The 25,119-nt window shown below is 64.5% G+C and carries 24 protein-coding genes; 13 read left to right on the plus strand and 11 right to left on the minus strand.

The features are described 5' to 3' along the window. The first annotated feature begins 1 nt into the window (after position 1). The 10 genes from ABT375_RS21220 to ABT375_RS21265 are packed head-to-tail and all read left to right on the plus strand — an operon-like array spanning position 2 to position 8,602. Positions 2-625, plus strand: a complete 624-nt coding sequence (locus tag ABT375_RS21220) for a phenylacetic acid degradation protein PaaY (RefSeq protein ID WP_416465089.1) — start codon at positions 2-4, stop codon at positions 623-625. Beyond that, entirely contained in the window at positions 622-1,065 is a 444-nt protein-coding gene (locus ABT375_RS21225) for a nuclear transport factor 2 family protein (protein WP_416465091.1), read from the plus strand. Before ABT375_RS21220 ends, ABT375_RS21225 begins: the two co-directional genes overlap by 4 nt. 2 nt (positions 1,066-1,067) lie before the next feature. After that, positions 1,068-1,973, plus strand: coding sequence for an SDR family oxidoreductase (locus tag ABT375_RS21230; RefSeq protein ID WP_416465093.1), 906 nt, complete (start codon positions 1,068-1,070; stop codon positions 1,971-1,973). Further along, on the plus strand, positions 1,973-3,049 hold the full coding sequence (locus tag ABT375_RS21235; RefSeq protein WP_416465095.1) for an acyl-CoA dehydrogenase family protein: 1,077 nt from the start codon (positions 1,973-1,975) through the stop codon (positions 3,047-3,049). The genes ABT375_RS21230 and ABT375_RS21235 overlap by 1 nt, the downstream gene beginning before the upstream one ends. Next, positions 3,046-3,837, plus strand: coding sequence for an SDR family oxidoreductase (locus ABT375_RS21240; RefSeq protein WP_416465097.1), 792 nt, complete (start codon positions 3,046-3,048; stop codon positions 3,835-3,837). The genes ABT375_RS21235 and ABT375_RS21240 overlap by 4 nt, the downstream gene beginning before the upstream one ends. A 3-nt stretch (positions 3,838-3,840) precedes the next feature. Beyond that, positions 3,841-4,299 carry a MaoC family dehydratase gene (locus ABT375_RS21245; RefSeq protein ID WP_224549088.1) on the plus strand — a complete coding sequence of 153 codons (459 nt, stop codon included), beginning with the start codon at positions 3,841-3,843 and terminating at the stop codon, positions 4,297-4,299. A 3-nt stretch (positions 4,300-4,302) separates the two neighbouring features. Then, on the plus strand, positions 4,303-4,677 hold the full coding sequence (locus tag ABT375_RS21250; RefSeq protein ID WP_416465098.1) for a steroid Delta-isomerase: 375 nt from the start codon (positions 4,303-4,305) through the stop codon (positions 4,675-4,677). 3 nt (positions 4,678-4,680) lie between these two features. Further along, positions 4,681-5,883 (plus strand): acetyl-CoA C-acyltransferase, encoded by a 1,203-nt coding sequence (locus ABT375_RS21255; RefSeq protein ID WP_416465100.1) that lies wholly within the window; start codon positions 4,681-4,683, stop codon positions 5,881-5,883. After that, positions 5,883-7,049, plus strand: a complete 1,167-nt coding sequence (locus tag ABT375_RS21260; protein ID WP_416465102.1) for an acyl-CoA dehydrogenase family protein — start codon at positions 5,883-5,885, stop codon at positions 7,047-7,049. The genes ABT375_RS21255 and ABT375_RS21260 overlap by 1 nt, the downstream gene beginning before the upstream one ends. Next, the gene (locus ABT375_RS21265) at positions 7,046-8,602 is read left to right on the plus strand and encodes a FadD3 family acyl-CoA ligase (protein WP_416465104.1); all 1,557 of its coding nucleotides are present in this window, start codon (positions 7,046-7,048) and stop codon (positions 8,600-8,602) included. The genes ABT375_RS21260 and ABT375_RS21265 overlap by 4 nt, the downstream gene beginning before the upstream one ends. Positions 8,603-8,635: 33 nt before the next feature. On the opposite strand, the gene ABT375_RS21270 is transcribed toward ABT375_RS21265, so the two are convergent. From ABT375_RS21270 to ABT375_RS21285, 4 genes are all read right to left on the minus strand, one after another. Then, entirely contained in the window at positions 8,636-9,709 is a 1,074-nt protein-coding gene (locus ABT375_RS21270) for a DUF1214 domain-containing protein (RefSeq protein WP_416465106.1), read from the minus strand. A gap of 10 nt (positions 9,710-9,719) precedes the next feature. Beyond that, positions 9,720-12,038 carry a TonB-dependent receptor gene (locus tag ABT375_RS21275; RefSeq protein ID WP_416465107.1) on the minus strand — a complete coding sequence of 773 codons (2,319 nt, stop codon included), beginning with the start codon at positions 12,036-12,038 and terminating at the stop codon, positions 9,720-9,722. A 162-nt stretch (positions 12,039-12,200) separates the two neighbouring features. Beyond that, complete coding sequence (locus ABT375_RS21280; RefSeq protein WP_416465108.1) at positions 12,201-13,274, minus strand: alcohol dehydrogenase catalytic domain-containing protein; 1,074 nt, start codon at positions 13,272-13,274, stop codon at positions 12,201-12,203. After that, on the minus strand, positions 13,271-13,786 hold the full coding sequence (locus tag ABT375_RS21285; protein WP_416465109.1) for a nuclear transport factor 2 family protein: 516 nt from the start codon (positions 13,784-13,786) through the stop codon (positions 13,271-13,273). Before ABT375_RS21285 ends, ABT375_RS21280 begins: the two co-directional genes overlap by 4 nt. A gap of 125 nt (positions 13,787-13,911) precedes the next feature. Between ABT375_RS21285 and ABT375_RS21290 the strand changes: the two genes are divergently transcribed. Both ABT375_RS21290 and ABT375_RS21295 read left to right on the plus strand, forming a co-directional pair. After that, positions 13,912-16,047: an FAD-dependent oxidoreductase gene (locus tag ABT375_RS21290; protein WP_416465111.1), complete on the plus strand. Its 2,136-nt coding sequence runs from the start codon at positions 13,912-13,914 to the stop codon at positions 16,045-16,047. 32 nt (positions 16,048-16,079) lie between these two features. Then, a complete protein-coding gene (locus ABT375_RS21295; RefSeq protein WP_224549098.1) occupies positions 16,080-16,850 on the plus strand; it encodes an SDR family NAD(P)-dependent oxidoreductase in 771 nt (256 codons plus the stop codon). Positions 16,851-16,887: 37 nt separating this feature from the next. On the opposite strand, the gene ABT375_RS21300 is transcribed toward ABT375_RS21295, so the two are convergent. From ABT375_RS21300 to ABT375_RS21325, 6 genes are all read right to left on the minus strand, one after another. Next, the gene (locus ABT375_RS21300; RefSeq protein ID WP_416465112.1) at positions 16,888-18,381 is read right to left on the minus strand and encodes a flavin-containing monooxygenase; all 1,494 of its coding nucleotides are present in this window, start codon (positions 18,379-18,381) and stop codon (positions 16,888-16,890) included. Between the two features lie 74 nt (positions 18,382-18,455). After that, positions 18,456-19,922, minus strand: coding sequence for an FAD-dependent oxidoreductase (locus tag ABT375_RS21305; RefSeq protein WP_416465113.1), 1,467 nt, complete (start codon positions 19,920-19,922; stop codon positions 18,456-18,458). Continuing rightward, positions 19,919-20,734, minus strand: coding sequence for an SDR family NAD(P)-dependent oxidoreductase (locus ABT375_RS21310; RefSeq protein WP_416465115.1), 816 nt, complete (start codon positions 20,732-20,734; stop codon positions 19,919-19,921). The genes ABT375_RS21305 and ABT375_RS21310 overlap by 4 nt, the downstream gene beginning before the upstream one ends. 5 nt (positions 20,735-20,739) lie before the next feature. Continuing rightward, positions 20,740-21,531, minus strand: coding sequence for an SDR family NAD(P)-dependent oxidoreductase (locus tag ABT375_RS21315; RefSeq protein ID WP_416465117.1), 792 nt, complete (start codon positions 21,529-21,531; stop codon positions 20,740-20,742). A gap of 1 nt (position 21,532) precedes the next feature. Continuing rightward, entirely contained in the window at positions 21,533-22,606 is a 1,074-nt protein-coding gene (locus ABT375_RS21320; protein WP_416465119.1) for an alkene reductase, read from the minus strand. A gap of 5 nt (positions 22,607-22,611) precedes the next feature. Beyond that, positions 22,612-23,244 (minus strand): nuclear transport factor 2 family protein, encoded by a 633-nt coding sequence (locus ABT375_RS21325; protein WP_416465121.1) that lies wholly within the window; start codon positions 23,242-23,244, stop codon positions 22,612-22,614. Between the two features lie 81 nt (positions 23,245-23,325). Here ABT375_RS21325 and ABT375_RS21330 point away from each other — a divergent pair, with 81 nt between their 5' ends. Continuing rightward, the gene (locus tag ABT375_RS21330; protein WP_416465123.1) at positions 23,326-24,423 is read left to right on the plus strand and encodes an AraC family transcriptional regulator ligand-binding domain-containing protein; all 1,098 of its coding nucleotides are present in this window, start codon (positions 23,326-23,328) and stop codon (positions 24,421-24,423) included. Here the strand turns inward: ABT375_RS21330 and ABT375_RS21335 are convergent. Continuing rightward, positions 24,409-25,041, minus strand: a complete 633-nt coding sequence (locus tag ABT375_RS21335; protein WP_416465125.1) for a TetR/AcrR family transcriptional regulator — start codon at positions 25,039-25,041, stop codon at positions 24,409-24,411. The genes ABT375_RS21330 and ABT375_RS21335 overlap by 15 nt on opposite strands. Between the last annotated feature and the right edge of the window lie 78 nt (positions 25,042-25,119).

Raw genomic sequence — 25,119 nt, forward strand, 5'->3', positions numbered from 1 at the left:
TATGCCCTGCTACGCCTATCAGGGGATCGTTCCCGTGGTCGACCCGACCAGCTATGTCCATCCGCTGGCATCGCTGATCGGGGACGTGATCGTAGGTCCGGGCTGCTTCATTGCGCCCGGCGCGTCACTGCGCGGCGATTTCGGCCGGATTGTCGTGGAAGGCGACAGTAGCATTCAGGACAGCGTGACCGTCCATGCCAATCAGCTGCGTGACACGATCATCAGGCGTGGCGCGACCATTGCGCACGGATCGATCATCCATGGCTGCGAGATCGGCGAAAATTCACTGATCGGTATGAATGCGGTGATCCTCGACAATGCGGTGATCGGGCCGGAAAATCTGGTTGCGGCCCTGAGCCTCGTAAAGTCCGACACGCACACACCGCCGCGCAGTCTGGTCGCGGGCAATCCGGCGAGAATCATCAAGAGCTTCGAACCGCATCAGGTCACATGGAAGAATGATGGCGAGGGCGAATATCAGAAACTCGCCCGCGCCGCGCTGACCGACCTCATCGAGGCGCAGCCGCTGGCCGCGCCCGAAGCGGGCCGGCGGCGCATCCGGTCGAACGCCATTGCCGTGCGCCTGACCGGGCCGACAGCCGCCTTGCGGGAGAAACAGGCATGAACGACGCCGCCATCGCCATTCCCAACCTGCTCTATCTTTATGCCGAACTGATCGACGCGGCGGATTTCATCGGCGCGGCGCGGTTGTTTCGGCATGGCGCGGTGATCACCGGCGGCCAGCGGGTCGAAGGAGAGAAAGCCATCGCCGACATGTGGCGCAGCTGGATGCGCCTCTATGACGGCAAGCCGCGCACCCGGCATATCATCACCAACCCGATCATCCTGCTGAGCGATGATGGGCAAAGCGCCACCAGCCGCTCGCAATGGACGGTGCTGCAGGCGACCGAGGACTATCCGCTCCAGCCGGTGGCGACGGGCCGCTATCACGACAGCTTTCAGCGGATCGACGGCCAATGGTGCTTTGCCGAACGCAATTATGCGCAGGTCGACCTCGCCGGCGACCTCAGCGCGCATCTTTTGAAATCTCTGAAGGACGCTTGACGATGGGTATCTGCGAAGGACGCGTGGCGATTGTGACGGGCGCTGGAAACGGGCTGGGCAAGGCCTATGCGCTGGGGCTGGCGGCGGAAGGCTGCAAGCTCGTCATCAATGACCTGGGCGTCGGCACCCATGGCGAGGCCGGCCTCACCAAAGGCGCCGCCGAACAGGTGGTGGATGAAATACGCGCCATGGGCGGCGAGGCGGTCGCCAATAGCGACGACGTGGCCGACTGGGACGCGGGCAAGCGCATGGTGGATGCTGCGCTCGACAATTTCGGGCGGCTGGACGCGGTCGTGAACAATGCGGGCTTCGTGCGCGACCGCATGTTCTTCACCTGCTCGCCCGAGGAGTGGGATGCGGTGATCCGCGTGCATCTGCGTGGCCATTTCTGCACCACGCGCCACGCAACGGAATATTGGCGGGCGCAGGCCAAGGCAGGCCATCCCGTCGATGCGCGTATCATCAACACGACCAGTGGCGCGGGCTTGCAGGGATCGGTAGGCCAATCGGCCTATTCGGCCGCCAAGGGGGGCATCGCCGCTTTGACTCTGGTGCAGGCGGCGGAACTGGCGCGTTTGGGCGTTACCGCCAATGCGCTCGCGCCCAATGCCCGCACCCGCATGACCGACACCGGCGCCTTTGACATGGCGGTCGAGGATGGCGGCTTCGACGTCTTCGCCCCGGAGAACATGGCCCCGCTGGTCGCCTATCTGGTGTCGGAACAGTCGCAGGGCGTGACGGGGCAGGTCTTTGAACTGAAGGGCGGCACGATCTTCCTGTCGCAAGGCTGGACCGACAGCCCCGCCCATGACAAGGGCGCGCGCTTCGACGCGCGCGAACTGGACATCATCGTCCGCAAACTGGTCGCGACCCGCGAACCCGCCAAACCGGTGTACGGAGCCGCCTGATGGACTTCGCACTCAGCGACGACCAGCGCGCCATCCAGGAGGCCGCCCGCGACTTCCTGAACGACGCCGCCAATACCGACGCTGTTCGGGCCGCTGCGGAAAGCGCGACCGGCTTTGACGAAATGCTTTGGCGGGGTCTTGGCGAAATGGGTTTTGCCGGGCTGATGGTGCCGGAAAGCCATGGCGGGCTGGGGCTGGGCGCGGTGGAAATGGCGCTGGTTCTGGAAGAAATGGGCCGGTGCCTCGCGCCCGTTCCCTTTTTCGAAACAGCGGTTCTGGCGGTGCAGGCGGTGGTTGGCGCAGGCAAGGCGGGGCAGCTTGCGACGCTTCTTCCTCATCTCGCGTCGGGCACGCGCGCCTGTTTCGCGGGAACAGCCGACCGCCCGACCCTTTCGGACAACCGGCTCACCGGCACCGCCCATTTCGTCACCTTCGCGCATGTGGCTGAGCTGATCGTCATCGCCACGGCGGATGACAGTCTGGTCGTGCTGGAAGCGGATATGCCGGGCCTGACCATCGAGCCCCTGCCCAGCCTGGACCGTACGCGCCGTTTTGCTACGCTGACTTTCGACTGCGCGATCACGCCGGACCAACTGCTGGGCGCGCCCGGCAGCGCCAAGGCCGCCATCGATCGCGTCCTGACCATCGGTGCAGGCCTGCTCGCCGCCGAGCAGGCGGGCGTGGCGCAATATAGCCTCGACGCCACGGTCGACTATGCCCAGCAGCGGGTGCAGTTCGGGCGGGCCATCGGCTCCTTCCAGGCTTATAAGCATATGCTGGCCGACATGATGCTTCTGATCGAAGCCTCTCGCTCCGCCGCTTATTATGCCGCCGCCGCCATCGACGAAGATGGCGCGGAACTGGCCGAAGCCTGCCATATTGCGCGCGAATATGTTTCCGATGCCTGCCGATCCGTCACCGGCGACGCGATCCAGTTGCATGGCGGGATCGGCTTTACCTGGGAACATCACGCCCACCTTTATTTCAAGCGCGCCCGTGCCACCGCGAACTGGCTGGGATCGCCCGACCAGCATCGCGAAGCGCTGGCCACCCTCCTCTTCAAGGACGTAGCATGACCCCGACTTCCCCCGTTCCGCCCTATCCCACGCCGCGCGGCCTGCTGACCGGCAAGACGGTGGTCGTCACCGCCGCGGCGGGCACCGGCATCGGTTTCGCCGTCGCCAAGCGCGCCGCCGAGGAGGGAGGCAAGCTGCTCATCAGCGATTTCCACGAACGCCGCCTGGGCGAAGCCGCCGACCGGATCGCCGATGAGGCGGGCGTGGAACGGCCAGCGACGTTCGTCTGCGACGTCACCGACGAACAGGCCGTGCAGGGCCTGCGCGACGCGTCGCTGGCCGCCTTGGGCCGGGTCGATGTCCTCATCAACAATGCGGGGCTGGGCGGCGAAGTCGATGTCGTCGATATGACCGACGACCAGTGGAACCGTGTGCTGGATGTGACGCTGACCAGCCTGTTCCGCATGACCCGCGCCTTCCTGCCATCCATGTACGCCGCAAAAACGGGCGTGATGGTCAATAATGCGTCGGTTCTGGGCTGGCGCGCGCAGAAGGGCCAGGCCCATTATGCCGCCGCCAAGGCTGGCGTCATGGCCTTCACCCGCTGCGCAGCGATCGAGGCGGCCGAACATGGCGTGCGCATCAACGCCGTCGCGCCCAGCCTTGCCATGCACCCCTTCCTCGCCAAGGTGACGACGCAGGAGGCGCTGGACCGGCTGGTCGAAAAGGAAGCCTTCAAACGCCCCGCCGAAGTGTGGGAGGTCGCCAATGTGATGCTCTTCCTCGCCAGCGAACTGTCCTCCTACATGACTGGCGAAATCCTGCCCGTGTCGAGCCAGAAGGCCTGAGCCATGGCGGTCGTCTTCGAAACCCCGCGCGACCTGATCGGCAAGGACGGTACGATACTCGATGCCAGTGACTGGCTGACCGTCGATCAGGCCCGCATCGACGCTTTCGCGGCTTGCACCGGCGATCATCAGTGGATTCATGTCGATCCGGTTCGCGCCAAGGACGGCCCGTTCGGCGCGACCATCGCCCATGGCTATCTGACACTCAGCCTGGTCAACCTCTTCCTGCCGCAGATGATCGAGGTTCGGCGCTTCTCCGCCGGGGTCAATGTCGGAATGGACAAGACCCGCTTCCTTAGCCCTGTGCTGGTCGGATCGCGCATTCGTGGCACGGGCACGATCGTAGCGGTCGAGGAGGTCAAGGGCGCGATCCAGTCCACCGTCCGCGTCACCATAGAGATTGAAGGCAGCGACAAGCCCGCCTGCGTCATCGACACCATCAGCCGCTATTTTCCGGAGTAAGAGATGCCCGATCCCGCCAAAATGGAAGCCGCCGTCCACGCCTATGTCGCTGCGTTCGACGCAGGGAGCGCCGACCAGGCGGCCGCCTTGTTCGCGCAGGACGCCACGGTCGAAGATCCCGTCGGCACGCCGCCGCACAAGGGCCGCGAAGCCATCCGCGCCTTTTACGCCGCCTCGATGCAGACCGGCGCAAAGCTGACGCTTGAAGGGCCGATCCGCATCACCGCCGACCATGCGGCCTTCGCCTTTTGCGTCAATCTCGCCTGGGAGGGGAAACAGCAGCGCGTCGACGTGATCGACACCTTCCGCTTCAACGAAGCCAATGAAGTCACCGAAATGCGCGCCTTTTTCGGCCCCAGCAACATGCACGGATTTTAAGACATGCGCGAAGCAGCCATCATTTCTACCGCCCGCACCGGCGTGGGCAAAGCCTATCGCGGTGCCTTCAACGATACCGAGGCGCCGCGCATGGCGGCCCATGTCGTCGATGCCGCCATCGCCCGCGCCGGGATCGACCCCGCCCGTGTGGACGATGTCTATATGGGCTGCGCCAATCAGTGGAACACCCAGAGCTACAATATCGGCCGCCTTGCCGTGCATGGATCGGTCCTGCCCGACACGGTGGCCGGCTTTGCGATGGACCGCAAATGCTCGTCGGGCCTCAATGCGCTGGCGTTCGCGGCGCGCGGCATCATCGCCGACGAAATCGACGTGGCACTCGCCGGGGGCACGGAGAATGTCTCGCTGACCATCGACAAACATTATCCCAACTTCCGCAACCGGTCTGAATGGGTGAAGGCGCACGATCCCTATGCCTATATGGCGATGATCGAGACGGCGGAGATTGTCGCCGACCGCTATGGCGTCAGCCGCGAGGATCAGGATCACTTTGCCGCCCTGTCGCAGCAGCGTGCCGCCGCGGCGCAGCAAGCGGGCAGGTTCGACGCGGAAATCGTGCCGATTGCCCTGACCAAGGCGCTGTTCGACAAGGCAGGCCAGGAGACCGGCAAGGAAGAGCTGGTGCTGTCGGCCGACGAAGGCATCCGCGCGGGCACGACCTATGAGAAGCTGTCCGAGCTCAAGCCCGTCTTCAAAAATGGCGATGTCGTCAAGGAAGGCCGTCACATCACCGCCGGCAATGCCAGCCAGTTGTCCGACGGCGCCTCGGCCCAGGTCGTCATGGACCTGGCCACCGCGCAGAAGGAAGCCCTGCCGGTTCTGGGCATCTATCGCGGTTTCCAGGTCGCGGGTTGCGGCGCGGATGAAATGGGCATCGGCCCGGTCTTCGCCATCCCCAAGCTGCTGGACCGTGCAGGCCTGAAGATCGACGATATCGGCCTGTGGGAAATCAACGAAGCCTTTGCGAGCCAGGCGATTTACTGCCAGCGCAAACTGGGCATCGATCCTGAAAAGCTGAACGTCAATGGCGGCGGCATCGCCATCGGCCATCCCTTCGGCATGACCGGATCGCGACTGGTCGGTCATGCGCTGATCGAGGGCAAGCGACGCGGCCTGCGCTATGTCGTCGTGTCGATGTGCGTCGCGGGCGGCATGGGCGCGGCCGGACTGTTCGAGGTCGCCTGATGCAACTGGCCTTCGCCCCGGAACTCAAGGCTTTTCGCGCAGAAGCAGCCGACTGGCTGGACGATCAGCTTTCTGGCCCCTTCAAGGCCCTGCGCGGCCGGACCAGCCAGATGGATATGGTCGAGGAACGTCGCGCCTGGGAGGCGGCGCTGGGTGCGGCGCGCTGGAGCGTCGTCGGCTGGCCCGAACAATGGGGCGGACGCGGCGCCTCCATCGCGCAGCAGGTCATCTTCGCGGAGGAATATGCCCGCGCCAAGGCGCCGCCGCGCGTCGGCCATCTGGGCGTCGAACTGCTGGGACCGACATTATTGGCGCTGGGCAGTGAGGAGCAGAAGACGCGCTTCCTGCCCGATATCGCCCATGGACGGGCGATCTGGTGCCAGGGCTATTCGGAACCGGGCGCGGGGTCCGACCTCGCCAACGTCAAGACGAAAGCCCGCCTTGAAAGCCATCGTTACATCATCGACGGCCAGAAGATCTGGACGTCGATGGGCATGATCGCCGACTGGTGTTTCGTGGTCGCCCGCACCGAGCCGGGCAGCGTCGGCAACAAGGGCCTGTCCTTCCTGCTGGTGCCGATGGACCAGCCCGGCGTAACGCCCCGCCCGATCCGCCAGATGACCGGCGAAGCGGAATTTGCCGAAGTCTTTTTCGACGGGGCGGAGGCGGTGGCGATCGACCGCATCGGCGCGGAAGGCGACGGCTGGAAGGTGGCGATGGCGCTGCTGGGGTTCGAACGCGGCGTATCGACGCTGGCGCAGCAGATGCATTTCCGCAACGAACTGGACGAGGTCATCGCGGTGGCGAAGGCGAATGGCAAGGCCGCCGATCCCCTGATCCGCCAGCGGATCGCCCATGCCCATGCGGGCCTCAAGATCATGCGCTACAGCAGCCTGCGCATGTTGTCCGACGCGGCCGGGCTGTCGGGCGCGGCCTACAGCTACAAGCTCTACTGGTCGCAATGGCACAAGGCGCTGGGCGAACTCGCCATGGACGTGTTGGGGCAGTCGGGCGAAATCGGCATCAGCGAAGAGCGTTTCGATGCCCTCACCAGCATGTATCTGATGAGCCGGTCCGACACCATCTATGCAGGTACGGACCAGATCCAGCGCAACATCATTTCCGAGCGCGGCCTCGGTTTGCCCAAGGAGCCGCGCGGCCAATGACCGAAATGATGGGCGCATGGCCCCACACCATCCCGCACGCGGCCAAGGCGGCGGCAGAGCGCTGGCCCGACCAGGCCGGCATCATCGAGGGCGACCGGCAATGGAGCTTCGCCGAGGTCTGGGCCGATGCGCGGGCCGCGGCCTCCGCCTTCCTGGCCAGCGGACTGCGCCATGGCGACCGCATCGCCCTCTGGGCGCCCAATGGCCGGACATGGATATTGGCGACACTGGGGGCGCAGAGCATCGGCGCGACCATCGTGCCGCTCAACACCCGCTTCAAGGGGCAGGAAGCCGCCGATATCCTGCGCCGGTCGAAAGCGAAACTGCTGTTCGTGCCGGAATTTTTTCTGGACACCGACTATCGCGCGCTGATCGCGGACGAGGATTTGCCTGATCTTGCGGAAGTGCTGCTGATCGACAGCGAATGGGACGCCTTCGTCGCGCGCGGCTGCGGTCCGGACGACGCGACGGTGGACGAAGCCCTATCCCACATCAGCGGCGATGACATCAGCGACATCATCTTCACCTCCGGCACTACCGGACGCCCCAAGGGGGTGCTGACGTCCCACGCCCAAGCGGTGCAGATTTTCGGTGACTGGGCCGTGCGCGTCGATCTGCGCGCAGGCGACCGCTATCTGGTGGTCAATCCCTTCTTCCACACTTTCGGCTACAAGGCGGGATGGGTCGTCTGCTTCACGCGCGGTGCGACGATCGTGCCGATGGCGATGTTCGACGGCGCCGAAATGATCCGCCAGATCGAACAGAACCGCATCAGCTTCCTGCCCGGACCGCCCACCATCTACGTTACGCTGTTGCAGGAACTGGCCGGGGACAAGCCCCGCGACTTTTCCTCGCTGCGCGTCGCGGTGACGGGGGCGGCCCCGGTCGCACCCGCATTGGTGGAGCGGATGCGGCGCGAACTGGGCATGTCCAACATCGTCAACGGCTATGGCATGACCGAATGCGGCGCCATCGCCATGACCCGGCAGGGCGACGATGCCGACACGGTCGCGCACACCTGTGGCTATCCGCTGCCGGGCACAGAAGTGCGCTGCGTCGACGAGTCTGGCCGCGACCTGCCGTCGGGGCAGGCGGGCGAGTTGTGGATACGCGGACCATCGGTGATGCAGGGGTATCTCGACGATCCCGCCGCTACCGCCGAAGCGATCGACGCGGACGGCTGGCTGCATACCGGCGACATCGGCACGATCGACGCGCGCGGCTATCTCGCCATCACCGATCGCAAGAAGGACATGTATATTTCCGGCGGCTTCAATTGCTATCCGGCCGAGATCGAAAGCCTGCTCGCCGCCCATCCGGCGATCGAGACGGCGGCGGTGATCGGCGTGCCGGACGAGCGGCTGGGCGAAGTGGGCAAGGCCTTCGTCATACTGCGCCCCGGCCACAGTGCAGAGGCCCGCGACATTATCGCTTGGGCGCGCGCCAGCATGGCCAATTACAAAGTACCTCGCCAGATCAGCTTCGTGGCGGCCCTGCCTCGCAATGCCGGCGGCAAGGTGCTGCGTATGGCGTTACGGGATTGGGAAGGCTGAAACCATCCCCGCGCGGGGCGGAAAGTCAGGACGTCAGAGCCGCACGACCCGGAATTGCGGCACCGGGAAATCCTCTGCCTCGATCCAGCGCCACAGCGCCGTGCCGCTGCGATGCCCCGACAGGTCGATCCAGTTGCCATAGCCCGGATCGCTGTCGGCGCAGACCACGACCACCCGGCCGTCATCCTCATATTGCGCCTGCGACCCGTTGACCCAGACCTTGCGATGCACATGGTCGAGCGATTCCATCCACCAATTGTCGAGCTGGAAATTCCAGAAGCGACAGGGCGGCGGCGTGGCTTCGATCACCAGCGCTTCGCCGGGCGCCAGGTCGTAATAGAGATGGCCGTACCAGATTTTCGGGTCGCCGCCCGCGCGATAGAAGACCTGCTGGTCGCCATCGTAAATCCGGTTGGGCTGGCCCATGAACCATTGCGACCAGTCGGCGAAGGTGTTGGCGGTGCCGCGCACCCATTGCGCCGCGCCGCTCAGTTGCGCATCGATCGTTGCGGGGGTCAGCAACGCCGGCAGCGCAGGCCCATCACTGATCCGTTCGATCTGAATGTCAGCAGGCGTTTCCGCCTTCTTGTCGTTGAAGGTCTGGCGCACGATCAGCAGCGTGGTATCCTGCGTCATAGGCAACCAGTTGCCCGGCTTGGGCGTGGCGCTGGCGATGATCTCGAAACTGCCGTCCGGTTCCAGCACGACGTCGGCAAATTCGATCTCTCCGGTCGACGCCATCGTGCCGTCGATCGCGTAGCGGTTCGCCTTGGCGCCGATGCTGAGATAGGGGACGGTGCCGCGTTGGCCGCGGATGCGATAGTCGCGATCCCCCCGCACCACCGCCTGTTGGTAGAGATTGTCGGGATTGTCCGCACCGATCTTGATGGCATCGTCGCACAGCAGGAACAGGCGCGGAAAGTCCGGGTCGCTGGAATCGACCAGCATGTTCAGTGCGGTGCGGGTGAGGCGGCTGAGATAACGCAGCCCCTCCGCCTGATCGAGCGGGGAGGCCGGCGCATCCGGGCGATCGAGTATCTCCCCCGCCTGCGCCAGTTGCGCGCAAAAGCTGCGCCAGCGATCCGCCAGCCTCACATTATCCGCCATATACCGCTCCTTAGAAGCTGACTTTCGCATCGACGCCGAAGGTGCGCGGCTTCTTGAACGATCCGGCTGCAAAACCGAGCGAGCCGAAGTCGATCGCGAAATCGAGATTCTTCTGGTTGGTCAGATTGTCGCCCCAGACGCCCAGTTCCAGCGTTCCGCTGCCCATAGCAATGTCCCCGAGTGACAGGCGCGCGCGCAGATTATGGTCGGGGCGCGACCGGGTTTCGACATTATACGGGTTCACCCGGTCCAGATTGTGGAAATAGACGGTGCTGCGATAGGCATAATCGACCCGCGCTGTCAGCTCGCCGATACCGACCGGCACCATATATTGGCCGCCGACATGGGCGTTGAACTTGGCGGTCTGGGGCATCCGCGCCTCGTCGGCGACATCGATGATCTGGTTGGTCGCCGGATCGCGGAACAGATAGCTCTTATATTTGGGATCGGTATAACCCAGCGATCCGTCGAAGGTCAGCCCCTCGGTCGGCGCCACGGTCAGTTCCGCCTCGACACCGCGGAAGCGGACCTGGCCCGCATTGACGATCAACGATGTCACGCCGCCGCTGCCGGCCGCGAACTGGTTGATCTGCTGGTTGCTATAGTCGGTCTGGAATATCGCCAGATTGAGCCGCACGCGCCGGTCGAACAATTCGGACTTCAGGCCCGCTTCATAGGATTTCACATCCTCCGGCGCGAAGATATTGATGACCGCAGCCCGCGGATTGATGCCGCCCGAACGATAGCCCGACGATATCCGGACATAGGCCATGATCGCGGGCGTGAAACGGTAATTGATTGAACCCAACCACGACACATTGGTATAATCCACATGCCCCTTGAGGTTAGGAACGATGTCGCCCGCCAGCGTCAGCGTCTTGCGGTCGCCGGTGAAGCGCGCACCGCCGGTAATCTCCATCCGGCCATCCAGCGCCGCCGGCTTCCAGCTCATTTGCCCGAAGGCGGCCATGGATTCCGCCGTGCCGCCAAAAGCCTGCACCGGCGCCAGATTGAGCCCCGCCTGCCCGCCTGGCAGTACGAAGGTCAGATTCTGCCGATTATATTCGGACGACTTTTCGTAGAAATAATAGAGGCCGGCGACATAGGACAGGTCGCCCATGCTGCCCAGCGCCTGAAATTCCTGGCTGAACTGCCATTGCCGTTGCGGCGCGTTGTTGCCGTTGATCGGCGTCACGGCGCCGATCGAGGGCGCGAAGGTGACGGGATCGAGCACCACGCCATTTAGATAGCCGTTACCGCCCAGCGTCAGGATCGTGTCCTGGCTGAACTTGCGATAGGCGGTGATCGATTTGAGCGTCAGTTCGTCAATCGGTTCATATTGGATCGTCAGGCCGTGGCCCTGAATCTTGGCCCGCGCGTCGTAGCGCAGCTCGCCATCGCGATCGACGAAGCCGGCCTGGCGCACGTCGGTCTGCCGATCAGGTGAAACGAGGAAGGGATCACCGCCCAACGCCGCCGACTGGCCAAAATAATTTTTCACGTCATCGGTGGCATAGAGCATCTGGAAATAGGGTGCGGTGGCACGCCGGTCATTATAGTCGAAACTGTAATTGATTGTGACCTTGCCCAGATCGGCCTGCACGCCCAGCATCAGCGCATCGGCATTGGTGGCGCCGGGGTCGCGACTGTCGCTCGTATAGACATTGTCGATATAACCATTGCGCTGGCGGTGCATCAACGACAGCGACGCCTTGATCGGCGACCCGCCGATATAGCCGGTGTCGATCCGCGTCTTCGCGAACCATTCGCTGAAGCTGCCATAGCCCCCCTTGACGTCGATCTTCATCTCGTCGGCCGGTTTTTTCGACACGAGCTGGATCGCGCCGCCCACGGTATTGCGGCCGAACAAAGTTCCCTGCGGCCCGCGCAGCACCTCGATCCGCTCCAGATCGACCAGATCAAACAACGCGCCCGCCGACCGGGCGACATAGACCCCATCCAGATAGATGCCGACCCCCTGTTCCGCGACCGAGGACGGTTCCTGATTGCCGATGCCGCGAATATAGACCGACGCGGCCGTGGGACTGGTCGATTGCTGCATGATCGACAGATTGGGCGTGAATTGCGGGATCGACGTCACATCCACGATATTCTGCTTTTCCAGAAACTCGCCCGCCAACGCCGTGACGGCAACCGGCACGGTCTGCATCGATTCCGACGTCCGCCGCGCCGTGACGATGATGTCGCTCAGACCGCCACCCCCGGTCTCCTGTCCTTGCGGCGCCACGACCTGCGCCTGCGCCTGCGGCAATGCGGCGAGCATCCCGCCCAAAAGTGCGATCCTGCTGCATGATCCGAATATCGTCATTATCTCTCTCCCGGCATGAATGCGTCTAACGCGCACCGCATATGCGTCATCATTATTTATATGATCTACGCATATAGAGCATATAAAACGATATTATCAATATAATTCGCTCCATATTTCTCCTTGATGTGCGAGCAATCCCATAACAGGTGGCCGCCGCCCTCAGCGCATATGGTCAAGCACCGCGCGCGTGACGGCGCCGGCCTTCAGCGCGGCAATGGCGTCCTCGACCTGCTCCAGCGGCCAGACATGACTGATCTGGTCGCGCAGGTTCAGGCGGCCCGTCCGCGCCTCCTCGATCAGCGTGGGATAATCGCGGCCGGGCCGCGCGCCGCCGTTCATGGTCGAGATGATCTCCCGCCCGCCCAACACGGCGTCGAGCGAAAGCCGCGCCTGCGTACCCGGCGCCGACAGGCCGATCAGCACCGTCCGCCCGCCACGCTTGGGACAATGAAGCGCCGCTTCGACCGCGCCGATCGCACCGCTACATTCGATCGCAACATCGATCGGACCATGCTGCACGGCCAGCGCTTGCGCCAACGCCATGCCATCCTGTCCCGGCTGTGCCACATGGAAATGGGCGGCGCCGAATTGTCGCGCGACGGCTTCCTTGGACGGGTTGCGATCGATCGCCAGCACCTCCGCCCCGGCGAGCCGCGCGCCCTGCACCGCATTGACACCAATGCCGCCGATGCCGAACACCGCCACCCGGTCGCCCGCCTTGACCCTGCCGAGCACCCGCGCCGCGCAGGCCCCGGTAGACACAGCGCAGCCGATCAATGCCCCTTGTTCGGGCGGCAGATCGTGAATGGCGAACAATTGCCCCGCCTTGACCAGGATTTCGCCGGCGAAGGAGGAGACATTGGCGAAGGAAGCCACCGGCCGCCCCTCCCACAGAAAGGGCCAGTCGGGCACATAGCCCCAGGTCGTATCGCAATTATGCGGCTCGTCCCGCCCACATTCGCGGCACTGGCCACAGGGCGTCTGCGTCCCCACCGCGACCCGGTCGCCCACCGACCAGCCTTCGACGCCGGGGCCGACTTCCATCACCTCGCCCGCCGCCTCATGACCCAGCACCATCGGCGTGACCGCCTGTGGCATCGCCATCATGCCGATGTCGCTATGGCAGATGCCCGATCGCAACACGCGCACGCGCACCTCGCCCGGCCGGATCGGCCGCAGCGACAGGGCTTTGGTGATATGCAACTGCGCGCCATCCCAGACCACGCCCCTCATCGCGCCGCTCCCGCCAGCAGCGCATAGGCCCAGGACGGATCCTCGCGATCGGCCCGGCCGTGCGGCGCATCCGCGCCCAATTGATCCATCGCCGCCTGATCCGCATCCCGGATCAGGCCATGGTCGAAAACCAGGCTGCGATGGCTGAATTTCCACACGCCATCACGCCGTTCGTAGCGATCGAGATAACGGCCATAAACGATATAGTCGCGCGGTTCGGGGCCATGGCTGCGATGCCAGGCCTCGACATGATGCTCACCCTCGGCTCGGTCGCCATCAACGACAAACAGGCTGTTGGCGATGCTGTGGCGGGTCGCCTGCCATGGCGCCATCGCCTGGGGCAGCCAAGCGACGAAATCGTCCGGGCCACCCCGGAACATAGCCCCATGGTCGTCGATGGCATCGTCATGATAGAGGGACCGCACCAGCATGAAATCACGGCGGTCGCACCCCCGGCAATAGCGCATCAGCAGATCGCGCAGCGCCAATTGATCGATCAGGGACTGGGACATCAAATCCTCCTTCCATCGCGACGCATGATACGCGATCAATTATATTTTATGTGGTACTACCGTATATAATCGTGATATATCGGCGTCAATAATACGCAAATAATGGATTTCAGGAGAGTCGATTTATGGCCGCAGCCCCTGCCCTTTCCCGCCGTCCGGCCACGCTGCTGACGCCGGGCCGGATCGGTACGCTGAGCCTGCCCAACCGAATCATTGTCACCGCAATGGGGGTGAGTCTGGCCGAGCCGGACGGCACCGTCGGCCGGCGGCTTATCGACTATCATGTGGCGCAGGCGAAGGGCGGCGCGGGCCTGATCGTCACCGGGGTCGCTGGCGTCGCCTGGCCGGTCGGCGCGGTACAGCCCAGGCAGACCGCCATTTCCGACGACCGTTTCCTGCCCGGCCTCAAGCGACTGGTCGATGCGGTCCATGCCGCGGGCAGCCGCATCGCCACCCAATTGCATCATGGTGGCCTGGTCGCAACCCATAGCGCGGGCGAGGGTCATCCGCTGTGGGCGCCGGCCTATCCGCCGCCTTTCAAGGGCGACTTCCCCGATTATTTCCTGCCCGAGGAAATGGCCGCCTTCGCCGGCGGCAGCGTGCCGCAGATCAAGATACTAACGCGAGAAGATGTCTCGCTCGTTGTCCGCCAATTCGTACAAGGCGCCGCCCGCGCCAGAAAAGCGGGCTTCGACGGCGTCGAAATTCACGGCGCACATGGCTATCTCCTCTCCTCCTTCGTGTCGCCGTCGACCAACAATCGCGACGATGAATATGGCGGCAACCTGGCCGGGCGCGCGCGCCTGCTGCTGGAGGTGGTGCGCGCCGTCCGGACGGAGGTTGGCCCCGACTTTCCAATGTGGGTCAAGATCGATTCGCGCGAACTAGGCAAGGCGAACGGCATCACCCTGGAGCTCGCCGTCGCGCTTGCGCCGATGGTGGAGGCCGCGGGGGCGGACGCCATCACCGTGTCCGCCTATCATGATGTGGGCCAGGGCAAGCTCCATTCCGCCTCGAACATCCCGCACGAGCCTGCTGCGCATCTGGAAGCGGCGGCGGCGATCCGCGCAGCCGTCGCCATTCCCGTCATCGCGTCGGGCCGGGTCGAAATCGACCGGGGCGACCGGGGGCTGGCGCAGGGCGAATTCGACTTCCTGGCGATGGGGCGCAAGCTGCTGGCCGACCCCGATCTGCCCGCCAAGCTGGCCGCCGGGCGCATCGCCGACATCCGGCCCTGCATCTACTGCTATACCTGCGTCAGCACCGCCTATCTGCGCGAGCAGGTGCGTTGCGCCGTACGTTCCGAAACGGGATACGAAGATCTCGACTGGACGCCCGCCAAGGTGCCGGGCCATGTCGTGATCATCGGTGGCGGGCCAGCAGGGATGGAGACCGCGCGCCGGCTGGACCTGGCCGGCGCGAAGGTGACGCTGATCGAGAAATCCGACAGGTTGGGCGGCACGTTGCGGTTCGCCGCGCTGGCCTATGAACCCAATGAACGCTTGCTGGACTGGCTGCGACATCAGATCGGCCAGTCGCGGGTCGACGTCAGGCTGAAGACCGAGGCGACGCCGACGCTGATCGCCGCGCTCAAGCCCGACAAGATCATCGTCGCGACCGGCGCGGTGCGCGACATGCCGCCCATCCCCGGCCACGACCAGGATTTCGTCCTGTCGGGCGACGATCTGCGCGGGATGATGCTGGGCGAGGACAGCGCCGCGATCCGCCGCAAGACGAGCTGGTCGACGCGGATGGCGACCAAGCTGGGCGCGGCCACGGGCGCCACGGCCAATCTGGAACTGGTGCGCAAGGCGACCCATGCCTGGATGCCGCTTGGCAAGCGGGTGGTGATTATCGGCGGCGAGCTGGTCGGGCTGGAACTGGCGGAATTTCTGATGGAGCGGGGCCGCGACGTCACGATCGTGGGCGAAGCGCCGAAATTTGGCGGCGGCCTGCTGCTGGTGCGGCGGATGCGGCTGATCGCGGAACTGCGCGAACATGGCGTGGCGATGTTCCCCGGTGCGCGCGACATTCGCATCGGCCGGAAGGACGTCGTCTTCGCCGCGTCGGACGGCACGATGCAGGGCATCGCAGCCGACCATGTCGTCGTGGCGATGGGCGCCCATGGCGACTCCACCCTGGCCGATGCGCTGCGCGCGCAGGGCCATGAGGTGGTGGAAATCGGCGACGGCACCGGCGTCACCTATATCGAAGGCGCGATGCGAGGCGCGGCGGAAGCCGTGGCCGCCATGGGCCGCTGAACTTTTTCAACGACAGGTACGGGAGAGACGGGATGGGACAGATGTTCCCCCAAGGCGCCGCCATGATCTTCGGCGGCAGCGGCGGCATCGGCAAGGGCGTCGCGATCGAATTCGCCAAGGCGGGGACAGACGTCGCCATCTGCTATCGATCCAAGGAGGCGGTGGCGCAGGAGACGGCGCAGGCGATCGAGGCGCTTGGCGTCAAGGCGACCATCCACCAGACCGACGTGCGCGACGCCGCATCCGTCGAAGCTGTCGTCGCCGCAGCCGCCGCCGCGCACGGCCGCATCCACAGCGTTGTCTGGGGCGCAGGACCGCTGGTGCCGCAAACCGCCCTCGCCGACTGGTCCCAGGACCAGTTCCGGCAAGCGATGGAGGTAGAAGTATTCGGCTTCTATCATGCCGCCCGCGCGCTCATCCCGCATATGCGCGAACAGGGGGGCGGCGCCTTCGTCCATCTGGGGTCGGCCGGCCATGACTGGTGGCCCAAGCTCGACGGCCTGTCGGTCGCGCCCAAGGCCGCCAATGAAGCGCTGATCAAGGGCATCGCCAAGGAAGAGGGCAAATATGAGATCCGCGCCAATTCGGTACTGGTCGGCGTAATCGACGCGGGCATGTTCCACGAACTGAGTGCCCAGGGCGTGTTCGACGCGGCCTGGGTCACGGAGACGCAGAAGCTGCTGTGTCTCAAGCGCTGGGGACAGGCGGAAGATATCGGTCAGGCCGCCGTCTTCTTCGCCTCCGATCGTGCGCGCTATGTGACCGGGCAGACCATCTCCGTATCCGGCGGCTTCGGCGTCTGAACTAGCGGGGGCGGTTGCGCCCGCCCCCGCCGCTTCCTCATTCCGCTGCTTCCGTCGAAGCGCCCAGCACATAGTCTGCCATCACTGGCGCCGCCATCGCTTCCGCAAAGGCCTGATAGCTCCACGGCCAGCTCGCGGGCACGCCGGTCTTGTCCAGATACCAGCTGCTGCACCCCGATCCGAAGATGGTGGTCTGCGCGGCGGCGATCCGCCGGGCCTCATAGGCGGCATGGGCCTGCGCGCTTGGCTCGACCGTCTCAGCGTCGCCGCGACGCAGCAGGTCGAGCAACTGGTCGATATAGGCCCATTGCCGTTCGGCAATGTCGATCAGCGAGAAATTGCCGACCGGCCCGGTTGGGCCGTTAAGCATGAAGAAATTGGGGAAGCCAGGGATCGTCACCGCATAATAAGCGGTGGGCCGTACCGACCAGGCATCGTCCAGCGACAGCCCGTTACGGCCCGTCACCGTCGTCGGGCGGATGAAGCGATCGGCATGGAAGCCGGTGGCCAGGATCAGCGTATCGAGCGGTTGCAACCGGCCGTCGGTGAGCCTGACCCCTTCGGGTTCGACGCGCACGATCCGTTCGCGCTCCACCGCCACATTGGACTGCTGCACGGCGTCATAATAGCACCAGCTATAGATCAGCCGCTTGCACGCGGCGCGGTAATCCGGCCGCAATTTTTCCCGCAATGCGGGATCGCGCACGCTATTTTCCAAATTGTCGAGGCATAGTTGCTCGATCGCCGCAATCTCCGGCCCATGGGTGTCGGTGATCGCCTGCGTAAAGCGATAGATGGAGTCCCAATAATCCTGGTTGTTTCGGATTGCGTCGATCAGCGCCGGATCACGGCGGAAGGCCTCCCGTTCCTCCTCGCTATAGTCGAATTGCGGCACCGGCATGATCCATTGCGGCGAGCGCTGGAAATGCACCAGCCTGGCCGCGCGCGACTGGAGCGCGGTGATGATCTGGACCCCGGTCGATCCATTACCGACCACGCCGACGCGGGCATCGTCCAGCGGCACATCGTCGCGCCAGCGCGCGCTGTGCAATATCGTGCCCGCAAAATCGTCCAGCCCTTCGATATCCGGCATTTTGGGATGGTGCAGCACGCCCGACGCGGCGATGACCACGTCCGCGCTCGCCGACTCCCCACTCGAAAGGCCCAGATGCCAGCAGGCCTCGCTCTCATTCCAGACGCACGACACGACCTCCGCACCGAATCGGACATGCGGCATGATCCCGTATTTCTCGGCTGTGCGCTCGAAATAGGTCTGTATCTCCGCCCCCTTGGCATAGAAGGCCCGCCATTCGGCATAGGGTTCGAAACTATAGGTATAGGCATGCGCCGGCACGTCGCAGGTCAGGCCCGGATAGCGGTTTTCGCGCCAGGTGCCGCCCAGCCCGTCCGCCTTTTCATAGAGGGTGAAGCGCTCGCCTGCCTGATTCAGACGGATCGCGGCCAATATGCCGGCCATGCCGGCCCCGATGACGGCAAAGCGAAGACCGTTGCGGGCCTGATCGATGGACAAGTCACTCTCCTGTCGGTTGTATCACTGACAGGGATGATGGCCCAGCAGCCGGCGCGCGACATCGGCCAAACGGACTAGGCGCGTTCCAAAGCCGCCTTCCGCCCCGCCCGCCGCCCGAAATAGGTGCAATCGGCGAGGCTGAGGCCCGAACTATAACCATGTCCCCAGGCGGGCAGGCCCGATGTGCAGCGCCCGGCCGCGAACAGGCCAGGAATGGCCATGCCGGCGCGATCGAGCACTTCGCCGTCGGTGGATGTCCGCAGACCGCCCAGGGTGAAGAAGCTGAAATAGCTGTTCTGGAAATGCAGCTCCAGCGCGATGAACGGCCCCTGGTCGAGCGGCGTCAGGATCGGCGGCCGCTTGTGGAATACAGGATCGCGCCCCTCCCGCGCATGGGCGTTGTAGAAGGCCATGGTCGCGCTCAGCGTATCGGGCGCCATCTCCAGTTCGGCCTCGACCTCCTCCCAACTGTCGCCCGTCCCGGCAATGCCGATTCCCGCCATGTCGAGCGGCTGCGAAAAATGCGCATTGTCGAGCAGCAGATAGACCCGGTCGCCCAGTTGATCCACCGCCTGGCGGCTGACCCGGCCATGATAGCAATCCTCGTTGATGAACCGTTGCCCAGCCTGGTTGACGAAGACGCCAAAGGCATGGGATTCGGGCATCGTCCAGGGGCAGGTGGTGAAGAACTGCTCCATATGGATCGCATCGCCGCCCGCGCCCACGCCCAGTTCGATGCCGGAACCGTCATCCTGATCGCCGATCGGACTGCTGATGCGGAAGGTTTCTGGGCAATAGCGCCGCCGCATCGCCTCGTTCATCACGAAACCGCCGGTGCACAGGATGACGCCGCGGGCTACCTTCACGAAGCGGATCGCATTGTCGATCCGCAGCACAGCGCCGACGATCCGATCCTCGTCCTGCACCAGCGCCACGGCGCGGGCATCGGTCACGACTGACACGCCCAGCGCCCGCGCGCGGGCTTCCAGCAGGTCGACCAACGGCCGGCCGCCGCCCCAGCCATTATGCTGGATCACATGGCCGCGCGGCGCTGGTTTCGCCATGTCGCAAAAGGGGTAAGCCGCCTCGCTGCCCGACCAGATCAACGTGGAATCGTCCGTCGGCTCGATATGCTTGCCGGGCAGGTAATTGCCGCGATAGGGAATTCCCTGCGTCTTGAGCCAGGCGAAATGCGCCAGCGACTCCTGCGCGTAGAGATCGCATTTGGCGTTATCGGCGCACGGGCCGCCAGCCGCCTTCAGATAGGCGGCCATGTCCTCGGTCCTGTCCGCAAACCCGGCTGCACGCTGCGCATCCGTTCCGCCACTACCGCCGATATAGATTTCCCCACCCGACAGCGCGGACGCGCCGCCGCTGCCCGATCCGCGTTCGAACAGCATGACGCGCGCGCGCCCCTCCGCCGCCTCGATCGCGGCGCAGGCTCCCGCCGCGCCGAAGCCGATCACCGCTACGTCCGTCTCATAGTCCCATCGCTCGACCTTGCTGGCGGGGTAAGGGCGATGCAGCGAGATGTCGGTCATGAGAAATAGGCTCCACCATTCACGGTGAGGATGCTCCCGGTCGCAAAGCTGCCATCCGCGCCTGCGAGAAAGGCGACCGCGCCCGCAATCTCGTCCGGCTGGGCCAGCCTTTTCATCAGGCTGTCGGCGGCGATCGCCTGTTTCAGTTCGGCTGGCAGACCGGCGTAGATCGGCGTTTCGGTCGCACCCGGATTGACCGCATTGACGCGAATGCCCCGGTCGGCCAGTTCGCGCGCCATCGCCCGCGTCATACCCAGCACCGCCGCCTTGGCGGCGCAATAGGGGATGGGGCCGTCGCCCTTCACGCCCGCCGTCGATCCGATATTGACGATAGCGCCGCCCTGCCCCTGTTCCGCCATCAGCCGGACCGCCGCGCGGCTGCATTTGAACGTACCGTCCAGCGTCACGCTCAAGACGGCGGTCCAGCCTTCATCCTCGCAATAGAGAGTCTGGTCGATGAAGATGTCCGGCGCCTCACCCCGCGCGATCTGGCCGCTGCGTTCGGCCTGGGCGGCATAGTAACGATCCATGCCGTCGCCGGCCGCGCTGCCTCGTCCGGCATTGTTCACCAGAACGTCGACGCCGCCGAATGCCGTCTTCACGGCAACGAAGGCCCGATCGACCGATGCCGTATCGGCGACATCGCAGGCGATGCCAATATGCGGCGCGGGCAGGACGGCGGCTGCCGCGCCTTCGTCCAGATCGAGCACGGCCACCCGCGCGCCCTCCGCCGCCAGCCGCTGCGCGATGGCCGCGCCGATCCCCTGCGCGCCGCCGGTGACGACCGCACGCTTGCCCTTGAGCCTCTCCATAGTCCTCAATCCTCGACTTCGGGGCGCCAGGCGACGCCGTTGATATGACCGCCGCCATCGACGAACAATGTATTGCCCGTGGTGTAGCCGCCGCCCTCGCTCGCCAGGAAGACCGCGACCGGCCCGACATCCTGCGCCGCATCGCCAAAGCGGCCTACCGGCACCTGCTGCAGGATCGCCTGCGCCATGGCCGGATTGGCGGCGAAATAATCCTGCGCCTGCGGGCTGGATGCAGAGGGGCAGATGATATTGCAGGTTATGCCGTGCGGCCCCCATTCGACCGCCGCCGTGCGGGTCAGCGCGCGCACCGCTTCCTTGCTGGCGTTATAGGCTGCCGTAAACATATGGGCGTTCACGCCATTCAGTGAGCCCAGATTGATGACGCGACCATAGCCCTGCGCCTTCATGATCGGAAAGGCAGCCCGCATCGCGCGGAATACTGCCCAGTAATTGAGATCGAAGGCGGCGGCCATCTCTTCATCGCTGTGCTTCTCCAGCCGTCTTGGGAAACTGCCGCCCGCATTATTGACCAGGATGTCGAGGCGCCCAAGTTGTTCGGCGGCATCCTCGACCATCTGCCTGACCTCGTCCGCACTGGTCACATCCACGGCGACGCCCAGCGCGCGCACGCCATATTGATCGCGCAGCCAGGTCGCCTCGCGCTCCGCTTCCTCGCCGCGGCGTTGAGCAATGACGATGGCTGCGCCTGCCTGCGCCAGCGCACGGACGATACCCTGGCCCACGCCCTGCCCGCCACCTGTCACCAGCGCCGTGCGCCCTTCGAGCAATTGGCCCATTTTAATCTCCCAGCGCCGGATAGTCGGTATAGCCGCGGCGATCGTCGCCATGGCCAGTGTAGAAACTGCTGCGGTCCGCTTTCGCCAGCGGCGCGCCGGTGCGGAAGCGAGCGACCAGATCGGGATTGGCGATGAAGGCATAGCCAAAGGACATAGCGTCGGCCTTGCCCTCGGCCAGCAGGACGCGCGCCTTGTCGGGCGTCAGCGCGCCATTTTCAATGATCGGTCCGCTCCAGTGGGCGCGAACCAGTTCCAGCGAATCCTGTCCATCCAGCGGGATATGGATCAGGTGCACATAGGCCAGTTCCAGACCATCTACCGCCTTCAGCAGCGTCGCATAGGTTTCATGCGGATCGGCGTCCGCCATGCCGTTGAGCGTGATACCCGGACAGATGCGAAAGCCGACCCGCCCCGATCCGATCGCATCCGCCAAAGCGGTCAGCGTCTCCACGACGAAGCGCACGCGATTCTCGACCGATCCACCGTAGCGGTCCGCACGCTGATTGCTGTTCGAAGACAGGAACTGCATCGGCAGATAGCCGCTGGCGCAATGAAGTTCCACGCCATCCATCCCGGCCCGAATCGCATTGCGGGCGGCCGTCACATAGTCCGCGATGACGCCTGCGATCTCATGCGTCTCGAGCGCGCGAGGCATGTCGGTTGCCTGCGGCACCCCGTCCGGTCCGGGAATTGGGTCCGGGCAGGGAATGGCCGATGGCGCGACCGTCTCCGCCCCGGCATCCTTGTTGGCGCGCACGCTCGCCCGGCCGCAATGCATCAATTGCATGACGATCCGTCCGCCTTCGTCATGGACCGCCTGCGCCACCGCCCGCCAACCATCGACCTGGGCTTCGCTATGGATGCCGGGTGTGCGCCAATAGCCTTTGCCCGACGGCGATGGCTGCGTCCCTTCGGTCACGATCAAGCCGGCCCCGGCGCGCTGGCGATAATAGTCCGCCATAACCGGCGTCGGCTCATCCTGCGGCCCGGCCCGATCGCGCGTCATCGGCGCCATCACGATGCGGTTCGCCAATTCCAGGTCGCCCAGCCGCACCGGCGAGAATATGTCGCTCATTCGCTTCAGCTCCGCACGCGTGGGCGGGGCAGGGGCGCGTCGCGGCGCATCGTTTCAATGAATTTTTCGAGCGGCGCAGGCGGATCGACCGGGCCGTCATGCGGCCTTCCCTCGCGCGCCCAATAGCTTTTCCAGGTCGGAAACAGGTCGTGGAAGCTGCCATGATAGGGTGCCACGCCGGGCCAGCGCATTTTGCGATCACCGATCGGCGGCTTGTTGAGATCGCTCGCATACCAGTAAAGCGGCAAGCGGCGGCGAAAATACCAGCGCCCGTCGATCCGCTCATAGCGGTCGAAATACAGCATCTGCATGATGACCCATTCCGACCCGCACTCATGCTCGTTCTTGGAATAGACGATGCCCTGGGCATGGTCGGGGTCGTCGAAATCGATGATATGGCCACCGATATGATGCGATGTCCCGTCGAACTGCACCGCATGCGTTTCGTCGAACCAGTCGCGTAGCGCCTTGCGCCCGGTCTGGCCGCCACCGACCTTCACATCTTCGGGAAACAGGTTCACCCAGGCGTCGGAATCGCGCATGTCGAGCGCCAGCGCATATTTCGCCGGCAACTGACGGATCGCATCGAGCGATTCCAGCCGGTCGATACGCGCCATCAGGCCTTCATTTTCGCTCATCCGCTCCCATCCCGTTTATCGTCGCTATCCGATCATCCCCTATTGGCTTGCGCAACGAAATGGCGGATTAGCTCAAAGGTCATGACAAAATGGGTCAACAAGCATCTTTCGCGCCCGGTGCCCGGCCGGGTGTCCGCCGCCATCGCGCGCGACCTGCTGCGGCTCGTCCGGCAGTTCGATTATGATCCGTCGGCGCTTCTCCGCGATGCCGGCCTGTCGCATCTGGGCAGTGCACTGCTGGCGCCGGGTGGAGGGGAACGCCCGCTATCGCATGGCGATTTCGCGCGCCTCTATGCCCATTGCACCCTGTTGCTGGACGATCATGCCGCCCATCAGGAAGGGCGCGAGGCGCTGACCAAGGCCGGGTTCGACATGATGTGCCATTGCCTCATCACCTGTCGCACCTTGCGCGACGTGATCGACCGGATGGATCGATTCTCGGTGATGCTGGGGCCAAGACTGGGGCGATTATTGTTGAAGGTCGATGAAGACAAGGCGCGGATCGACATGCCTACCGTCCGCAAGATCCGCAACGCCTGCGCCTATCTGTCCGACCTTACCGGCCTGTCCACCTATGCGCGCCTTTATGGCTGGCTGATCGGTGAGGATTTGCCGTTGCTGGGCGCGGCCATGCGCTATCCGCCGTTGCTGGACAAACGGACTATCCATTATCTGATGCCCTGCCCGGTCCGACATGGCGCACCGGAAAACAGCTTCCATTTTCCCGCGACCTATCTGGATCGCCCGGTGATCCGTAGCCCGCATGAACTGGAAAGCCTGCTCGAACGCTTTCCCTTCGACATCGAAGAACCCCAGTCCAAGGATGCGCCCCTTTCGGAACGCATTGCCCATCTGTTCGGCGCCATGTTGGCGAGCGGCGAAACGCCATCAACGGCGGCCGAACTGGCGCGGCAGTTCAGCATCAGCGTCGCGACCCTGAAACGCCGTCTCGCGGCCGAAAGCACGTCTCTGGCGCGGATCAAGGCCAAGGCCCGGCAAACATTGGCCTATCAGTTACTGGCGGACCCGCGCCTGACCATCGGCGAAGTCGGACGCCGCGCACAGTTCAGCGACACCAGCGCCTTCCGCCGCGCCTTCCACGCATGGACCGGCCAGTCTCCCACCTGCTGGCGGGAGACACAGATCATAGGTGCGAGAGACGACTCACGCCTCGGATGACACCGCCGCCTTGGCCAGACGATGGATCATTGCCCGAAACGCCGTCAGTTGTTCAGGCGCGGCCGGATCATAGGACCGGGCCGGGCCAAGCTGATGCGCGTTGCAAACATAATGGAGCGCGCCGCCCGCCACGGTATTGAGTAAAACCATCGCCGAAACCGGCTGAAACTGTCCGCTGGCGACACCGGCCGCCACGACATCCTCTATGTCCTGCAAGGCCGTTTCGGAAAAGCGCACCGGATTGTCGCCATAGGCTGCGGAGTCCGCGATCAGGCGTTGGATGATTCGCGCAGCGGTCGGCCGGCCGACGAGGAAATCGAGCCAGGCGTCGAGCAGCGCGAGCAGGCGCGCCATCGGATCGGCTACTCCCTCCGTGTGCGCCAGCACGAAGCTGTGCATCGAGGAGAAGATATCGGCCTCCACCTCGTCATAAAGCGGCTGCTTGCCGGGGAAATAATAGAGGATCGACGGTCGGCGGATACCCACCATTTCCGCTACATGGTCCAGCCGCGCGGCCGCATAGCCGATGTCAGCGAAAATACGTTCCGCGGCATCCAGTATCTGGCGACGGGTGGCATCGCCGCGTGCCTGGCGGGTAGGCTGTCTGGTAACGGTCATCGTCCCGTCCTTATGCGCTCACATCCATGCCATGCAACGCCGATTGCGGCCAATAACGCCAGTCTGCATCGTCACGAC

The sequence above is a fragment of the Sphingomonas sp. VDB2 genome (assembly GCF_047946695.1).
GTDB classification, from domain to species: domain Bacteria; phylum Pseudomonadota; class Alphaproteobacteria; order Sphingomonadales; family Sphingomonadaceae; genus Sphingobium; species Sphingobium bisphenolicum.